Genomic DNA, 16,997 nt, shown 5'->3' with positions numbered 1-16,997 from the left:
TGATAGGTCTATATTGTTAAAGAGCTTGCTTTGCGAGAAGTTTTTCTCTCAAAGCGGAGGTGCATTCTAGCGATTTAATTGACAGTGTCAAACACTTTTTCAATTTTATTTTTCGTAGAAGCTTTCACCTCTCCGACCCTGCTGAAGCCTTATCGCGTCTGCCGTGTCGGTGGATGCGCATTATAGGGAACTCAGATCCGTTCGCAACCCTTTTTTGAAAAAAAATGGAAAAAAATGACTGTTCGATGACTATTTCATCAAAAAAGCAAAAAAGAGGGTAAAAAACCCTCTTTTCCTGCCTTAAAAGCCGTATTTAAATGAATGCGTACGCGTCTGCGAACATACGTTCGCTCTTCGCTTTCTTGTTCTGAGTGAACTGTTCACGTGCTGCGCCAGCCATTTCAAAACGACCTGCAATATAGATATCGTAGTTTTCTAAGCTTTCGAAATCTTCAGCTACAGCTTGTAGCACGTTACCAACTTTACCTTGCCAGTCTGCAGGAGCTTCTTCTACTACTGGCACAAAGTGAACATTGGCAAACTTGTCGGCAATCTCGACCAGTTCGTCTTTAGCATAAAGCTGGCAGTTATCGCGCGCGCCCCAATATAAATAGATAGGATTGGTTTTATTCTGCGCTACGCAGTGATCCAGAATCGAGCGAACGTAACTGAAGCCTGTACCACCAGCAATTAATAATAATGGGCGTTCGCTTTCTTCTTGAACCCAAGCATCGCCATGTGGCGCATCAATTTCAATCTGACCATCAGTTTCAAGCGCCGCTTGCATTGCTTCGACAACTTCTTGTGCATAAGCGTTGTGTTCCGCAGCACCGATGTGCAGTTCAAGTTCACCTTCATGACGACAAGGGCTGCTTGCGATAGAGAAAGGACGTTTGTCTTTTTCACCCATCACCACCATTAGGTACTGACCCGCTTTAAAAGGCACTGGTGATTCTGGATGAAGAAGGATTTGGTAAGTATTACAAGCTAACGGCTGAATAGACTTTACTTTACATTGGATGGTCATGGTGTTCCTCTCGCTTACTCGTCAAAAGTAAGCACTAAATTACTTTCTGTATAGGCTTGGCAAGGGAATATCCAACCTTGCTGTTGCTCTTTTTCGGTTAGCATAGGTTCGAGGTGATAGCTCACCTCGCCCGTTAGCTTTTTACACATGCACATGGCGCAAGCGCCAACTTGGCAACGGTGTGGGAAGCGAATATTGTTGTTGAGCGCAGCTTCCAACACCGTCTCCCCTTCTTTTACTTGGAATGTAACGTCCATTGGTAGAAGGTGGACTTGATGACTCATAGAATACCTAACTGGTCCCAAATCTCATCGACTTTAGCCACAAGTTTAGGATCTTTTTTGATAGGCGTACCCCACTCGCGCGTGACTTCAGATTCGAACTTGTTGGTCGCATCCAGTCCTAATTTGGATGAACTCTCAGTCTTACCAAGCACTTGAATCGTGTCTCTATCTGGGTCCATTCGAGTTGTCACCGCCCAAATGATGTCATTCCAATCTCGTGCATTAACGTCATCGTCGCACAAAATGATGAATTTGTTATCCGTGTACTGAGCAAAGAAGCCCCATAGATGTTCCATCAATTCTTGGGATTGACCAGCTTGGTCTTTCTTCATAGTCACGACAGCAAATTGGTTGTTTGCTGTAACTGGAAGATAGACGTCAACAATCTCAGGGCGTTGCTGTTTCAACTCATTTAGTTCTGCTTCGGTAATCGCTTTGCTGTCTCGCTCAGTGACCTCGGTTCGCGTCGCCAGCTCGGCATCCCATTTAATGGTCGCATCCAAGCCCATTTTGGAGCCAAGCCCAACCACTGGTGAAGCAAAGTCGAGCGAGTCGATTGGCGTGTTATCTATCATCAAGGTATCACGTACAGGATCCAAATGCTCTGACATGGCTTTCACGACATCATTCCAATCTCGTGCGTTTACCGATTCATCGCACACAATAACAAACTTGGTATACATGAATTGACGTAAGAAAGACCACACGCCCATCATTACGCGCTTGGCATGTCCTGGGTACTGCTTCTTCATGGTGACGACGGCCATTCGGTACGAACAACCTTCTGGCGGAAGATAAAAGTCTTCAATCTCTGGGAATTGCTTTTGCAGAATAGGCACAAACACTTCGTTTAATGCCACACCCAATACAGCAGGTTCATCTGGCGGACGACCTGTGTAGGTGCTGTGATAAATAGGGTCTTTACGCATAGTAATGTGCGTAATAGTAAATACGTGGTGCTTTTCTTTTTCGTTATAGTAGCCAGTGTGGTCACCGTAAGGACCTTCATCAGCAAACTCGTTCGGGTCGATATAGCCTTCCATCACGATTTCCGCGCTCGCTGGCACTTCCAAATCGTTGCTGACTGACTTCACGACTTCCGTTTTGCTTCCACGTAGCAAACCTGCAAATGCGTATTCCGATAGCGTATCTGGCACTGGTGTTACTGCGCCAAGAATGGTTGCTGGGTCTGCACCAAACGCGACCGAAACTGGGAAAGGTTTACCTGGGTTGGTTTCCATCCAATCGCGCAGATCAAGCGCACCACCACGATGGGCTAACCAACGCATGATGATTTTGTTCTTGGCAATTTTCTGCTGACGGTAAATGCCTAGGTTCTGACGTTTCTTATTTGGACCTTTGGTTACGGTTAAGCCCCAAGTAAGCAGCGGCGCTACATCTTCTGCCCAGCAGCTCATTACCGGAATTTTATCCAAGTCGACTTCATCACCTTGCCAAACAATGTCTTGGCATGGTGCTTTACGTAAACGCTTAGCCGGCATGTTCAATACTTGTTTGAACACTGGCAGTTTTTCTAAAGCTTCTTTGAAGCCTTTTGGTGGCTCAGGTTCTTTTAAATAAGCCAGCAGCTTACCGACTTCTCTTAATTCTTTAACATCTTCACGTCCCATACCGATTGCGACACGCTCTGGTGTACCAAACAGGTTAGTCAAAACAGGTACGTCGTAGCCGATTGGGTTCTCAAACAACAGCGCAGGTCCACCAGCACGCAAGGTGCGGTCGCTGATTTCTGTCATTTCATAAGCGGGATCGACAGGGTGAGTGATGCGTTTAAGTCGACCTTTCTGTTCTAGGTGGTCGATAAATTCGCGTAAATCCTTAAAACTCATAGGCCTTCATGCTGGCTGATTAAACTGTCCGCAGTATAACAAATAGGAGGACGCTAAGATCCTCCTATTTTGTGTGGGTATGTGAGCCAGATTACTTTAATACTTGTTCAATCTGCCGAGTCTTTATCTGATGGTTCGAAGATACTAACTCTTCCAACCAGGTTTGATGCCCTTGTTGAGCAAGCTCTCGAGCAACCATGGTTGCTTCTTCTGATAACGCCATTTTTCTAACTAGAAACTGCTTTACTTGCGGAGATAGAGGATTAGATTTTGTAAGTAGACTAATAGCTTCTGGCTTGAGTGATGGGTTAACTGTGGCATTCATCAATTGCTGAATGGAAAAAACGTCTCCAACCGCAGCTAAACGCTCAAGTTCGGACTGGCTGTTGTAATCAGCTTTCATCCGCCAGAGTAAGTTGTACACTTCCTCATCCTGACTAACTTGTGCCAACCTGACTATCACGGCCGTCGATGGTAACCAACTGGTCACATTTGCTTTGGTTAACTGGGCCGTTAATGCAGCAAGTGCATTGGGTGATAAGCTGTCTAACTCTCGAATCAAAAGCGCTTCACGTGCTTGAGCTTGTTGAGATGGCCCTGTAAGCCATTGCTTTAAGTTAAGCTCTCTTCGTTCAGCTTGTAAGACAAAGTCCAAGGTACTTTGGTCTTGTTTCCAACGCTTAATCAAGCGACTCGCAATAACGGGAAAGTTAAAAGCGGGTACACTAAATTCATACCCATCACCTCGCTCTAACACTTGATAAGTCGGGGTCATACGGATCTGGGACTCAACAAACAGAGCCATTCGAGGCGTGAGAATCACATCTTGCTTTTCAAGCTTTTCCAATAATTGAAAGCGCACCACCTCTTGTTGAGGCAAAGCAAGTCTATCAAGGGCAAATTTAAGCGAGTCGACTTCATCTCTGACAGCGTAATCAAGCAGTTCAGAGACTTTAGCCTGTATTTGAGTATCCTGAAGCCACTGCTCTACTACAGACTCATGCATTTCCTTGGCAGATAATGTCGCAGGTAGAGTGATAAGTGACAAGCTCAGGAGTAATGACGACAACATTCCTTGTTGCATGTTAACCTCCCGATAACATTTCCTTCATTCTGATACTTCTATCGGGAGAAAGCAATAAAAAAGCCACCGATATACGGTGGCTTTTCGCAGAATAACTTATCTGAGACTATTGACGACGCATCGCATCGAAGAACTCATCGTTGGTCTTCGTCATCGCTAGCTTATCGATTAGGAATTCCATTGCGTCGATTTCGCCCATTGGGTGAACGATCTTACGCAGAATCCACATCTTCTGTAGTTCGTCAGTCTTCGTCAGTAGCTCTTCACGACGTGTACCTGAGCGGTTGAAGTCAATCGCAGGGAATACACGCTTCTCAGCAATCTTACGGTTCAAGTGCAGTTCCATGTTACCTGTACCCTTGAACTCTTCGTAGATAACTTCATCCATTTTAGAACCAGTATCTACTAGTGCCGTTGCGATGATAGTTAGGCTGCCGCCTTCTTCTACGTTACGTGCAGCACCGAAGAAACGCTTAGGACGATGTAATGCGTTTGCATCCACACCACCTGTTAGTACTTTACCTGATGAAGGCACTACGGTGTTGTAAGCACGAGCTAGACGAGTGATAGAGTCAAGCAAGATAACCACGTCTTTCTTATGTTCAACAAGACGTTTTGCTTTCTCGATCACCATTTCCGCTACTTGTACGTGACGAGATGCTGGCTCATCGAAAGTCGACGCAACCACTTCACCTTTAACTAGGCGTTGCATCTCGGTTACTTCTTCTGGACGTTCGTCGATAAGAAGAACCATCAACTCACACTCTGGGTGGTTGTACGCGATGCTTTGCGCGATGTTTTGCAGAAGCATTGTTTTACCCGCTTTAGGCGGAGCAACAATCAGACCACGTTGACCTTTACCGATTGGCGATGCCAAGTCTAAAACACGTGCTGTAATGTCTTCTGTTGAACCGTTACCACGCTCCATCACCATGCGCTCATTCGCATGTAGAGGGGTAAGGTTTTCAAATAGGATCTTGTTACGGGCGTTGTCTGGTTTATCGTCGTTAACGGTATTGACTTTTAGAAGGGCAAAGTAACGTTCACCGTCTTTTGGTGGACGAATTTTACCAGCGATAGAGTCACCAGTACGTAGGTTAAAGCGACGAATCTGACTTGGTGATACGTAGATATCGTCCGGACCCGCAAGGTATGAACTATCTGCACTGCGTAGGAAACCAAAGCCGTCTTGCAGAATTTCCAGAACCCCATCGCCAAAGATGTCTTCGCCGCCTTTCGCGTGCGCTTTTAAAATCGCGAAGATGATGTCTTGTTTTCTTAAGCGAGCTAGGTTCTCTAATCCTAAGCTTTCGCCCAGTTTTACAAGGTCAGACACAGGTCTGTTCTTCAGTTCGGTAAGGTTCATGGTGGTGGATTCTTGTTTAGTCAAAATAAGATCTGTTTTCTAGTTAAGATGGATTTGGTCTCAGGATCGACCAAGAAGAGAAATTTGTTCAATTAACGCGCGATAAGTTAGCACTAATTAGTATTCTAGTCCAGAGTTAGAAAAACAAAACCGTGCATTGTAACTTTGCACGGTTTTATCTGTAATCACTTGGTGATTATAAGTTTGCGTCTAGGAACTCTTTTAGTTGAGTTTTAGACAGAGCACCTACTTTCGTTGCCGCTACGTTACCATCTTTAAATAGTAATAGCGTTGGAATGCCGCGAATACCAAACTTAGGTGGTGTACCTGCGTTATGGTCGATGTTTAGTTTACCGATAGTGAGTTTGCCTTCGTACTCGTCTGCGATTTCGTCCAAAATAGGAGCGATCATTTTACAAGGACCACACCATTCTGCCCAAAAATCCACTAGAACCGGGCCTGCAGCGTTGATTACATCGTTTTCAAAACCGTCATCAGTTAGCTGCAAAATCTTATCACTCATCTTCCACTCCAATGTGTTTTTCGAAACTGGTTGGATGATAACCAGTAATTAGATGCCCTATTGGAATGTATTTACTTTCGTATTGCAAGCTTTAGCTGATATTCTATAGCCATGAAAAAGACGCATATCACAGAGCAAAAGTTCGCCGATTTGGGCTTAAAGCCCCAAGTTATTGAAGGATTGGACAAAAAAGGGTTCGAATTTTGTACCCCTATCCAAGCCTTGGCGTTGCCGGTCCTGCTCACCGGCCAAGACATCGCAGGCCAGGCCCAAACGGGTACTGGTAAAACGCTCGCGTTTCTTACTGCTACGTTCAACCACCTTCTGACGACTCCGGAACATGAAGGTCGTAAGCCTACACAGCCACGCGCAATTATTATGGCGCCAACACGTGAGCTCGCTATTCAGATTTACAATGATGCAGAATCATTAACTGAAAGCACAGGTCTAAAAACCGCTCTAGCTTACGGTGGTGAAAGCTACGACAAGCAACTTGCCAAACTGCAAGACGGCGTAGATATTCTGATCGGAACAACAGGCCGTATCATCGATTTCTACAAACAGCGCGTATTTAACCTCAACAACATTCAAGCTGTTGTTCTGGACGAAGCCGACCGCATGTTCGATCTTGGCTTTATTAAAGACATTCGCTTCTTGTTCCGTCGTATGCCAGAACCAAAAGAGCGTTTGAACATGCTGTTCTCAGCTACGCTCTCTTACCGCGTTCAAGAACTGGCATTCGAACACATGAATACTCCTGAGCATGTCGTTGTCGAACCAGAACAAAAAACTGGCCACCGTATCCAGGAAGAGCTTTTCTATCCTTCGAATGAAGACAAAATGGCGCTGCTTCAAACACTAATTGAAGAAGAGTGGCCAGATCGCGCTATCATTTTTGCCAATACCAAGCATAAGTGTGAATCGGTTTGGGGTCATTTGGCTGCCGATGGACACCGTGTAGGCCTTCTTACTGGCGATGTACCGCAGAAGAAGCGTGAGAAGATTCTTGAGCAATTCACCAAAGGTGATGTCGACATCTTAGTTGCAACTGACGTTGCAGCGCGTGGTTTGCATATTCCTCAGGTAACGCACGTTTTCAACTACGACCTTCCTGACGACTGTGAAGATTATGTTCACCGTATTGGCCGTACTGGTCGCGCTGGTGCGAGCGGTCATTCGATCAGTTTTGCTTGTGAAGAGTACGCGGTTAACCTACCAGCAATCGAAGAATACATTGAGCATACAATCCCAGTTTCAGAGTACGATTCGTCGGCACTGATTCAAGATCTACCGGCTCCGATTCGTATGCGTGCACCACGCAACCAACAGCGCCGCACGAATACTGGCGGTACCCGCTCTGGTTCTGGTAACCGTAAGCCGCAGGGACGTCGTCCACGCCAACCGCGTCAATCGGCACCAAAACAATCGTAATAGGAAACTGAGTTCGTTTTATGAGTCAAGCAGGATCATCACCGCTATATGCCGCCATCGACCTCGGGTCGAACAGTTTTCACATGCTCGTTGTGCGTCACATCGATGGCAGCGTTCAAACAATGGCTAAAATTAAGCGCAAAGTTCGTCTAGCAGCGGGCTTAGATGAACATAATTCTCTTAGTATGGAAGCTATGCAGCGAGGATGGGACTGCTTAAGTCTATTTGCGGAACGCTTGCAGGACATTCCTAAACAAAACATTCGCATCGTCGGTACTGCAACATTACGTACCGCGACCAATGTAGATGTGTTTTTAGAAAAGGCTAACCAAATTCTAGGCCAGCCTATCGAAGTGATTACTGGTGAAGAAGAAGCAGCCACTATCTATAAAGGTGTCGCTCACACCTCTGGCGGTAGTGGTCGTCGCCTTGTAGTCGATATCGGTGGAGCAAGTACCGAACTGATTATCGGTGAAGGTTTCGAAGCCAAAGCACTGACCAGCTTAAAAATGGGCTGCGTGACTTGGCTTGAAAACTTCTTTAAAGATCGTCAATTGAATGCTCGTAACTTTGACGCGGCAATTGAAGGGGCGAAACAGACCATCCAGCCGATTTTAGAACGTTATACAGAAATTGGTTGGGATGTGTGTGTTGGTGCATCAGGCACTGTTCAGGCATTGCAAGAGATAATGCTGGCGCAAGGCATGGACGAAGTAATCACTCACTCCAAACTTAAGCGTTTGCAAAAGCAGGCAATGCTTGCTGATCACTTGGAAGAGCTCGATATTGAAGGCTTAACACTTGAGCGTGCATTAGTGTTCCCTAGTGGCCTCTCTATTTTGATTGCCGTTTTTGAATTGCTTGAAATCGATGCTATGACACTGGCTGGCGGCGCACTACGCGAAGGCTTAGTGTATGAGATGGTTGAAGAGCTTCGTCAAGAAGACATTCGTGCCCGCACTATCGCTAGCGTACAAAATCGCTATCAGCTCGATCACCAATACGGCGAACAAGTCGCTACTCTGGCACACACGCTTTTACAGCAAGCTGGGGGCGATGAGTGGATTACAGAGCCTCAGGGCAAGATATTACTCGAGACCGCCGCAAAACTGCATGAAATTGGCTTAACTATCGATTTCAAAACAGGCGGAGAGCATAGTGCTTACTTGCTACAGAATTTGGAACTGCCTGGTTACACGCGCGCACAGAAGTTCTTTATTGGTGAAGTGGCTCGTCGCTATCGCGAACAGCTCACTTCTTTACCTGAGCAGCATGCATTATCAGGCTCAAGTGCCAAACGAGTATTGAGACTGTTGCGTCTTGCGGTTCTGCTCAGCCATCGTCGCAATCCTGATCTAGAGCCAAATGTGACTTTAACGGTTGAAGGCGACAATCTAACGTTACACATTGATGCGCAATGGCTAGAGAAAAACCCACTGACTGCGGCTGAGTTGGAAATTGAATCCAACCGTCAGACAGACATCGGCTGGCCATTAAATATCGTAGCAAAATAAGCGAATATCACTGCCTTACAATACTAAAGCCCAGGCGTTCGCTTGGGCTTTTTTGCATCTACTTCCCCTACAAAACGTGCTGCCCAGCAAAAATCTCAGCTTCTCCGCTCTACATCGAAAAACAGCCATGCTTTATTGATAAACACAATTTAGCCAACCAAGATGCACCATCATGAAAACCGTTTTAATGACTGGCTTAACTGGCACCCTCGCCCCAAAAGTCGCTCATCAGTTTCACCTACGCGGCTGGAACATATTGGAGTGGAATCACCACCAAATCCCGCCGGATGATCTACAGCAAAGTGAACAATTTTGGCAGCAACACCACATCAATGCGGTGTGCCATATGGCGATGGGAAGTGAAGAGTGGGCAGCGTGGCTTGGTGAGCAATGCAAACGCCATAATATTCCTTACCTCTTTGTCAGTACAGCAATGGTATTTGATGCCACAAAAAATGGGCCTTATGGCATCTTTGAAGAAAGAAACACCCAAGACGAATACGGCAAATACAAAGTTCGTTGTGAAGATGCAATCTGGCAAGCAAATCCAGATGCGATGATTGCTCGAATCGGTTGGCAACTCCATCACCAAGCAGAAGGCAATAACATGTTGGCGCATCTCGACTGCCAACATGAAGAGAACGGCGTTATTACCGCTAGCACAGCTTGGTATCCCGCGACTTCTCATATGGACGATACTGCACTCGCCTTTTTGCAGCTTATTGAGCGGAACGAAGCCGGCTTATATCACCTTGATAGCAACTTAAAGGATAAGTGGAATTTCTACGAACTCGTTTGTGCACTCAAGCAGCATTACAACAAGCCATGGCAAGTGCTGCCAAGCAATGACTATCACCATGACCAACGTTTAACCGATGAACGAATTGCCTTGCCGCCATTGAGTGAACGTTTCAACAAGCCAAAGCAAATCCAACAAGCTGGCATCATAGGAATCAACTGGGGACGGACACACATTCCCCACTATCGAAACAATGGTGTATCGGTCACGACGTTATGCGCCAACCAAATAGAACCTCTTCAACAAGCGTGCAGTGAAGAAGCAATCCCAAAGGCAGAAACGAACATCAGTGCACTCAAGCAACTTGATGTAGTGACAATCGCGACACCTGCGCATACTCATGCAGAGATAATTAAGAAGTTAGGTTCAACCAAGCTAATTTGTGAAAAGCCATTGGTGGGATTGAATTTCGACATCACTCACTGGCAGCAACCGAACTCCAACCTATTGGTTAATTACGCCTTTGCTCAGCTAAATACCGCCAAGACGATAGAGGAGTGGCTCACTTCGCAAACCCAACCTTGTGTGGTCAATCTAGTTACCCAAGTTAACCTACCGGGCACCTTCACACTCAAAGAGTGGTTTCTTGAAACAGCTAGCCACCCTATCTCTTGGTTGCTGCACTGCTTCGGAGACTACTCTCAGTCAACACTGATTGAGGAAAACGGCCAACTGATCGTTGAGCTGCAATGTGGCGACCACCAGCTAATGTTTGTATTTGAATTAGCAGGTGAGCCGGGCATCGAGCACAATCTAACGATTCAATCCAACCAGACCTTAACCAGCAAAGGCTACTACCGTGTCGGCGAAAAATGGCGTTTCGAGCCCATTCTCGTTAATGGCAACGCGATAAATGATGGAGAGTACAGCGAATCTGATTGCTGGCAGGACGCCAATCAACGCAGTGTCGGTTTGATGCTGGCGATGTTCAATCAAAGCATCAGTTGGGAGAACGGCCTGCAACTTGGCGCCTTCGATGCGCAAAAAGCCATTTTGATTGAGAAGATGCTCCGTTAGCCATTTCACCAACTAGCTTCCTCTACGTTCCGTAACTTCGATAAAAAGGTCTCACTCGGGACTTTTTTATTGCTCATTTTTACCTTCGTACAGCTTAGGGAGCTTTTGGACACCCATGATCTAATTGCTCTCCACGCTGTACAAAACCCTCTAAATCCCAGTAAGCAGGTACAAAAAAGCCGCTTGATTTAAGCAAGCGGCTTTCGGGGTTCCCACTGATATTAAGACTGAACGCTTGTCGTCACCTTAAAGTCAGGGTTCACCGCAGTCAGCTTCTTAATTAGGTAATTCAGTAGTACGCCATACATAGGAACGAACAGACCAAGACTGATAATCAGTTTGAAGCCGTAATCCACCAGCGCGATTTCCGTCCAATGCTCCGCCATAAATGGATCTGGGCTTTGGTAGAACGCAATGGCGAAGAAAGCGATGGTATCAAGTGCATTACCAAAAAGCGTTGAACACGTTGGTGCCACCCACCATTGCTTCATTTGACGTAAGCGGTTGAACACGTGCACATCCATGATCTGACCAAGTAGGTACGCCATGAAACTAGCAATCGCGATACGAGCAACGAATAAGTTAAATTCCCCTAGGTGACCAAAACCTTGGAATTGACCTTCGAAGAACACCACCGATAAGAAGTAAGACACAGCCAACGCAGGCAACATCACTAAGAAGATGATCTTACGCGCCAACTGAGCTCCGAAAATACGCACAGTTAAGTCAGTCGCTAAGAAGATAAATGGGAAAGTGAATGCCCCCCAAGTGGTATGGAAACCGAAAATAGTAAACGGTAGCTGAACTAGGTAATTGCTAGATGCAATAATGACTAGGTGGAATAGAACCAGATAGATAAGGGCGTTGCGCTGCTGCGCAGGGGTAAAGTTACTCATGCGATACCTTTTTAGTTTGGTTTGGGGGTGAGGGAACCCAAATCGAGTCACTGAATAAAGTGGCTCTTACCAACAATGTAAAATGAAAAATAAACTGGCTTGGCTCATTCTGAGCGAAGCGGTGGGCGATTATACATTAACCACTTTTCGCCGCAAGTCGTCTGTTTTACGCAAACGTTTGAGCATAAAAAAGGGTGTTTCATGTGAAACACCCTTTCAAGAAAAATTCTATTTTTAGAAACCGCGCTGGAACAATCCTGCAAGATAATCCAACTCTTCCCTGCTCTCTTCAATCGCTAAAGCTTCAAACCAAATCGCTTCGCTGTAATGCTCTGCTTTCATAAACAGTCGGCAACCTTCAAAATCGATCAGCCAAGAGTGAATGTCCGCATCCCACTGCTTTTCCACCACAGTAGCAGAAAGCAAGCCGACTAAACGCTCACCTAAGGCAGGAAAACTATCAAGGTCAAAGCTCGGCGCGGTAATGATTAAGCGCCCTTCTTGTGCCATGTAGTCCGCTAAGCCAAATTCCTTTTGCATCTTGGTTCCTTATCCGTGGTGAGTAATGTGTTCTTGAATCAAATCGAGGAATGGGTCGGCGTACTTCTCTAGTTTGCGCTGACCAACGCCGCTAACTGCCAGCATTTCGCCGTAAGACGTTGGCAGAATTTCCGCCATATCAATCAGAGTCGCATCACTAAAGACCACGTATGGTGGCAAACCATCTTCATCAGCAATCGACTTACGCAGCTTACGTAACTTAGCAAACAGCTTTTTGTCGTAGTTCTTGCTGGTCAGTTTATCTGATTTCGCCGCACGTGCTGCAGTGTCTAAACGTGGAACCGCTAACTCCAGAGTCACATCGCCACGTAGCAGCGGACGCGCTTCTTCGGTAAGTTGCAGCGTTGAGTTACGCGTGATGTTTTGGAACAACAGCCCTTTGTGGATTAATTGACGGAAGATACTCACCCAGTAATCGTGGCTGTGATCGCGCCCTATCGCGTAGGTAGAAATCTTATCGTGCCCGTTTTCACGTACACGAATATTTTGCATGCCACGTAGCACTTCTACCACGTAACCCATACCAAAGCTTTGATTAACACGGTACACACAAGACAACGCCTTACGTGCTTCTTCTGTTGCATCAAAGTGCTTCGGTGGATCTAAGCAAATATCGCAGTTGCCACATGGCTTCTCACGATACTCACCAAAGTAATTCAATAGCACCTGACGACGACAAGTCTGCGCCTCAGCAAAGGCACTCATCGCATTCAGTTTGTGGGTTTCCACCTGCTTCTGTGGACCATCGTCTTTCTCATCCAACATACGGCGCAGCCAACTGATGTCCGCTGGGTCATACAACATCATCGCTTCTGCAGGTAAACCATCACGCCCTGCACGACCCGTTTCCTGGTAGTAAGACTCGATGTTGCGCGGGATATCAAAGTGAACCACAAAACGCACGTTTGGTTTGTTGATGCCCATACCGAATGCCACGGTCGCCACTACAATTTGGATGTCATCACGTTGGAAAGCTTCTTGAACGTAAGCGCGCTCATCAGCGTCCATACCTGCGTGATAACCAGCAGCACGAATGTGGTTGTTGCACAGCTTCTCGGTCACCATCTCAACTTTCTTACGGCTACCACAATAGATGATGCCGCAGTTACCCTTTTGGGTTTCCAGATAACGAACGATTTGCGAAACCGGCTTGTGCTTCTCAACTAAGTTGTAGCGAATGTTAGGACGGTCGAAGCTGCCTAGGTAAACCTCTGGATTATTCAGTTGCAGACGCTCAAGAATATCTCGGCGCGTTGCATCATCCGCCGTCGCCGTCAGCGCCATAAATGGCACATGGGAAAACTGCTGCTTAAGTTGACCAAGCGCGGCATATTCTGGACGGAAATCGTGTCCCCACTGGGAAATACAATGCGCTTCATCGACAGCAATCATCGATAGCGGCAAGTTTTCCAAGCGCTCAATGAAATCACGCATCAATACGCGTTCTGGCGAGACGTACACCAACTTAAGATGACCAGTGTGCATGCGGTTATACACGCTGAGCAGCTCTTCACGAGGCATGGTCGAGTTAATGCACTCAGCCGCTACACCGTTGGCTTTAAGCTGGTCCACTTGGTCCTTCATCAGCGAGATAAGCGGAGAAATGACCAAAGTAATGCCAGAGCGAACCAAAGCAGGAATTTGATAACACAGCGACTTACCGCCACCCGTAGGCAGGATAACTAAGCTGTCGCGACCTTCTACCGCAGCATCAATCACCAACTGCTGACCATCACGGAACTCTTGGTAACCAAACACATCCTCCAACACACGTTGAGGCGTTACAGGCGAATCAGATTGTTCGGCTAACAAGGTCGAGGTCATGAAAAGTCTCAGATTGGGTCTTAAAAAAGAGGTGCTTATGCATACCACTGGCACACAAAGTGAGGGCACATTGTAATGGGGTTTCATGGTGAATAAAACCGCAAATTGTTAGGTGTTTCGCATCACGACTCGTATACTGATTTTCTGCTCTATAAAACACACAATTAGGTGACACTTCATGACACCAGAAGACGAACAACAACGCGCGCGGCAAGGCATCTTGCTAGCGATTGGTGCGTATACCATGTGGGGCATTGCGCCGATGTACTTTAAGTCCATCGCACAAGTATCTCCTTTGGAAATTCTAAGCCACCGAGTGATATGGTCTTTCTTTTTGCTTGCTGCACTCCTCCATTTTGGCCGTCACTGGCGCTCGGCTTACCACATCGCGAAAGACAAAACGAAAATCGCTTACCTGATCGCAAGTTCCATGTTAATTGGCGGCAATTGGTTGATTTTCATTTGGGCGGTAAACTCGAATCATATGCTCGACGCCAGCTTAGGTTATTACATTAACCCATTAATCAATGTCTTGCTCGGCATGGTATTTTTGGGAGAGCGACTGCGCAAATTACAGTGGTTCGCGGTTGTATTGGCAGGTTGTGGCGTACTCGTTCAACTGATTGTATTTGGCTCCGTACCTGTTGTTGCGATGGCGTTAGCAATGAGCTTCGGCTTTTATGGCTTATTAAGAAAGAAAGTCAGTGTCGATGCAAAAACTGGCTTGTTTATCGAGACATTACTTCTGCTGCCGGTGGCCGCTGTTTATTTGCTTTTTATTGCCGATACACCAACCTCAAATATGCTTACGAATCCACTTACGTTAAATAGTTTGTTGATCGCTGCTGGGGTTATAACAACCCTGCCACTGCTGTGCTTTACGGGTGCAGCAACAAGACTCAAATTATCGACTTTGGGCTTTTTCCAATATATAGGCCCAAGCTTAATGTTTTTACTTGCAGTATTGATGTATGGCGAACCCTTTACCATGGATAAAGCGATCACTTTCGTCTTTATTTGGGGAGCACTAGTCGTGTTTAGCTTTGATGGATTACGTAATAACCGTCGCTCACGCCGAATCGTTCAGCCACAGTGATCGTTTTTTACAAGACAAGTTAGAAATTGCCAGATAAGCTTGGTCATAATGTGACCAAGCTTTTTTTTGTTTAATGGAACATATTCAGTACTACGCAACCGACCATGACAACTTGAGTCTAATAGAGGCGAAATACCAGAAATTTGCTTTTCAAAGGCATTACCATCTGGATTTTCATCTCGGCCTGATCACGCATGGTGCGCAGAAGTTCCAATATCAAGGTAACAACCACCAAGTTGGTCACGGGCAAATTGTGATTATGCCGCCGGATGAGCTGCACGACGGGCAATCTAAGCTCGAGAGTGGCTACGAAGTAAATGTGTTTGCGATCGAACCTCTCCTATTGAGCGATCTGGCTGATCTTAAGCAAAACGGTCAAATAATACACTTCAACGAGCTGATCATCTCGGATCCACAGATATTTTCACAACTTAGTAACTTACACGGGCTACTTCGTCGTGAAAACCTCAGCCAACTCACCAAAGATTGCCTTCCTTTTGAAGGATTTAACCAGCTTTTTGATCGCTACGGATCGCTTGAGCGACAAAAAGTGGTGCCATTAGGAAATCAATCACTTGGAACGTTAAAAGATTATCTAATGGCGAACCTCGACCAAGCGGTGCGTTTGGATTCGCTATCAGAGCTGTGCCAACTGAGCCCAACGCAGTTCCAGCGCCACTTTAAAGCGCAAACTGGCATGACGCCTTATGCATGGTTCGCACGCCTGCGCCTCGAACAAGGCATGAAGTTACTGCAAGCTGGTCAATGTGGTACCGACGTCGCCCACCAGATCGGTTTCTACGATCAAGCGCATTTCAGCAAAGCGTTTAAACAGACCTACGGCGTTTCCCCTTCTCAAGTGGCTCGTTAATTTCATTTACCGAGAAAGCTGTCAGTTTTTTACAAGCGCCACAGGTGACTTACCACGACAATAGCCGAATTGGTTAAATTTGAGATGTGTTATGAATGAATCCACCATATTGCTGACACTCGCCAGCATTCACTTTATTGCCCTAATGAGTCCAGGTCCGGACTTTGCGCTGGTCGTACAAAATGCGACGCGTCATGGTCGTCAAACTGGCTTGTACATTGCGTTGGGATTGTCCGTCGGTATCTTGCTGCACTCTTTGTTCAGCCTGACAGGTGTGAGTTTTGTCGTCCACCAACACCCAGTGCTGTATTCCGTGGTACAACTGCTCGGTGGTAGTTACCTGCTCTACTTAGGAATTGGCGCATTGCGTGCCGTGATCTCGATGATCCAAAACCCACTGACGGATCAACCTAAGAAGCAAAATAACCTAGTGATCAGCAATAAGCGTCAAGCGTTTGCTAAAGGGTTTGCGACCAACATTCTTAACCCAAAAGCCCTGGTGTTCTTTGTCAGTTTGATGTCGAGTTTAGTCCCAGCAGGTATGTCGATTACTGGCAAAGGTATTGCACTGGTCATCCTGTTTGGCTTGTCGCTATTCTGGTTCTCTAGCCTTGCATGGATGCTGTCGACACAGCGCTTACAGCGTAAATTGCAACAAGCGGGTATCTACATCGACGGTCTATGCGGCGTGGTATTTACTCTAGTGGGCGGCAGTATTCTATACCAAACTATCAATACTTTTATCGGATAAAGTACTGATTTAAAAGCGTAGCACAATCGACATTTCTAAGATTGCTGACTCGACGTGACTCTCCATAACTGCCAAGCTCAAAGCACAAAACTGGCAACATGGA

15 protein-coding genes are annotated in these 16,997 nt (G+C 46.2%); 6 read left to right on the top strand and 9 right to left on the bottom strand.

Features of this window, described 5'->3' with window-relative positions; translation table 11 throughout:
* Positions 1–313: 313 nt before the first annotated feature.
* From fre to trxA, 6 genes are all read right to left on the bottom strand, one after another.
* A complete protein-coding gene (gene fre / locus R7O13_RS22785) occupies positions 314–1,027 on the bottom strand; it encodes an NAD(P)H-flavin reductase (protein ID WP_005382872.1) in 714 nt (237 codons plus the stop codon).
* A 14-nt stretch (positions 1,028–1,041) separates the two neighbouring features.
* On the bottom strand, positions 1,042–1,311 hold the full coding sequence (locus R7O13_RS22780; RefSeq protein ID WP_009696789.1) for a 2Fe-2S iron-sulfur cluster-binding protein: 270 nt from the start codon (positions 1,309–1,311) through the stop codon (positions 1,042–1,044).
* On the bottom strand, positions 1,308–3,161 hold the full coding sequence (gene ubiD, locus R7O13_RS22775; RefSeq protein WP_318304753.1) for a 4-hydroxy-3-polyprenylbenzoate decarboxylase: 1,854 nt from the start codon (positions 3,159–3,161) through the stop codon (positions 1,308–1,310). Before ubiD ends, R7O13_RS22780 begins: the two co-directional genes overlap by 4 nt.
* Positions 3,162–3,252: 91 nt before the next feature.
* Entirely contained in the window at positions 3,253–4,245 is a 993-nt protein-coding gene (locus tag R7O13_RS22770; RefSeq protein ID WP_017821790.1) for a hypothetical protein, read from the bottom strand.
* 106 nt (positions 4,246–4,351) lie between these two features.
* Positions 4,352–5,611, bottom strand: coding sequence for a transcription termination factor Rho (rho, locus tag R7O13_RS22765; protein ID WP_005378757.1), 1,260 nt, complete (start codon positions 5,609–5,611; stop codon positions 4,352–4,354).
* Between the two features lie 196 nt (positions 5,612–5,807).
* Positions 5,808–6,134, bottom strand: coding sequence for a thioredoxin TrxA (trxA, locus tag R7O13_RS22760; protein WP_004745500.1), 327 nt, complete (start codon positions 6,132–6,134; stop codon positions 5,808–5,810).
* A gap of 111 nt (positions 6,135–6,245) precedes the next feature.
* On the opposite strand from trxA, the gene rhlB reads away from it, so the two are divergent.
* From rhlB to R7O13_RS22745, 3 genes are all read left to right on the top strand, one after another.
* Positions 6,246–7,565, top strand: a complete 1,320-nt coding sequence (gene rhlB / locus R7O13_RS22755) for an ATP-dependent RNA helicase RhlB (protein ID WP_005378764.1) — start codon at positions 6,246–6,248, stop codon at positions 7,563–7,565.
* A 20-nt stretch (positions 7,566–7,585) separates the two neighbouring features.
* Positions 7,586–9,079, top strand: coding sequence for a guanosine-5'-triphosphate,3'-diphosphate diphosphatase (gppA, locus tag R7O13_RS22750; RefSeq protein WP_225474239.1), 1,494 nt, complete (start codon positions 7,586–7,588; stop codon positions 9,077–9,079).
* Positions 9,080–9,251: 172 nt separating this feature from the next.
* The gene (locus tag R7O13_RS22745; protein ID WP_318304752.1) at positions 9,252–10,895 is read left to right on the top strand and encodes a sugar nucleotide-binding protein; all 1,644 of its coding nucleotides are present in this window, start codon (positions 9,252–9,254) and stop codon (positions 10,893–10,895) included.
* 221 nt (positions 10,896–11,116) lie between these two features.
* Here R7O13_RS22745 and R7O13_RS22740 read toward each other — a convergent pair whose 3' ends face one another.
* The 3 genes from R7O13_RS22740 to recQ form a co-directional block, all read right to left on the bottom strand.
* Positions 11,117–11,791, bottom strand: coding sequence for a 7-cyano-7-deazaguanine/7-aminomethyl-7-deazaguanine transporter (locus R7O13_RS22740; RefSeq protein ID WP_005378770.1), 675 nt, complete (start codon positions 11,789–11,791; stop codon positions 11,117–11,119).
* A 234-nt stretch (positions 11,792–12,025) separates the two neighbouring features.
* Positions 12,026–12,331, bottom strand: a complete 306-nt coding sequence (locus R7O13_RS22735) for a DUF3630 family protein (RefSeq protein WP_005378772.1) — start codon at positions 12,329–12,331, stop codon at positions 12,026–12,028.
* 9 nt (positions 12,332–12,340) lie between these two features.
* Positions 12,341–14,176: an ATP-dependent DNA helicase RecQ gene (gene recQ / locus R7O13_RS22730; RefSeq protein ID WP_005451195.1), complete on the bottom strand. Its 1,836-nt coding sequence runs from the start codon at positions 14,174–14,176 to the stop codon at positions 12,341–12,343.
* A gap of 178 nt (positions 14,177–14,354) precedes the next feature.
* On the opposite strand from recQ, the gene rarD reads away from it, so the two are divergent.
* The 3 genes from rarD to R7O13_RS22715 all read left to right on the top strand — a co-directional run bounded on the left by rarD (position 14,355) and on the right by R7O13_RS22715 (position 16,894).
* Positions 14,355–15,272, top strand: coding sequence for an EamA family transporter RarD (gene rarD, locus R7O13_RS22725; protein ID WP_005378774.1), 918 nt, complete (start codon positions 14,355–14,357; stop codon positions 15,270–15,272).
* A 73-nt stretch (positions 15,273–15,345) separates the two neighbouring features.
* Entirely contained in the window at positions 15,346–16,143 is a 798-nt protein-coding gene (locus R7O13_RS22720; RefSeq protein ID WP_130545184.1) for an AraC family transcriptional regulator, read from the top strand.
* Positions 16,144–16,234: 91 nt separating this feature from the next.
* Positions 16,235–16,894: a LysE family translocator gene (locus R7O13_RS22715; protein WP_005378776.1), complete on the top strand. Its 660-nt coding sequence runs from the start codon at positions 16,235–16,237 to the stop codon at positions 16,892–16,894.
* The last annotated feature ends 103 nt before the right edge of the window (positions 16,895–16,997 follow it).

It is taken from the genome of Vibrio sp. Y176 (assembly GCF_033438945.1).
The sequence above is the reverse complement of the archived record's forward strand: the minus strand, read 5'-3'. Positions and strand labels throughout refer to the sequence as shown.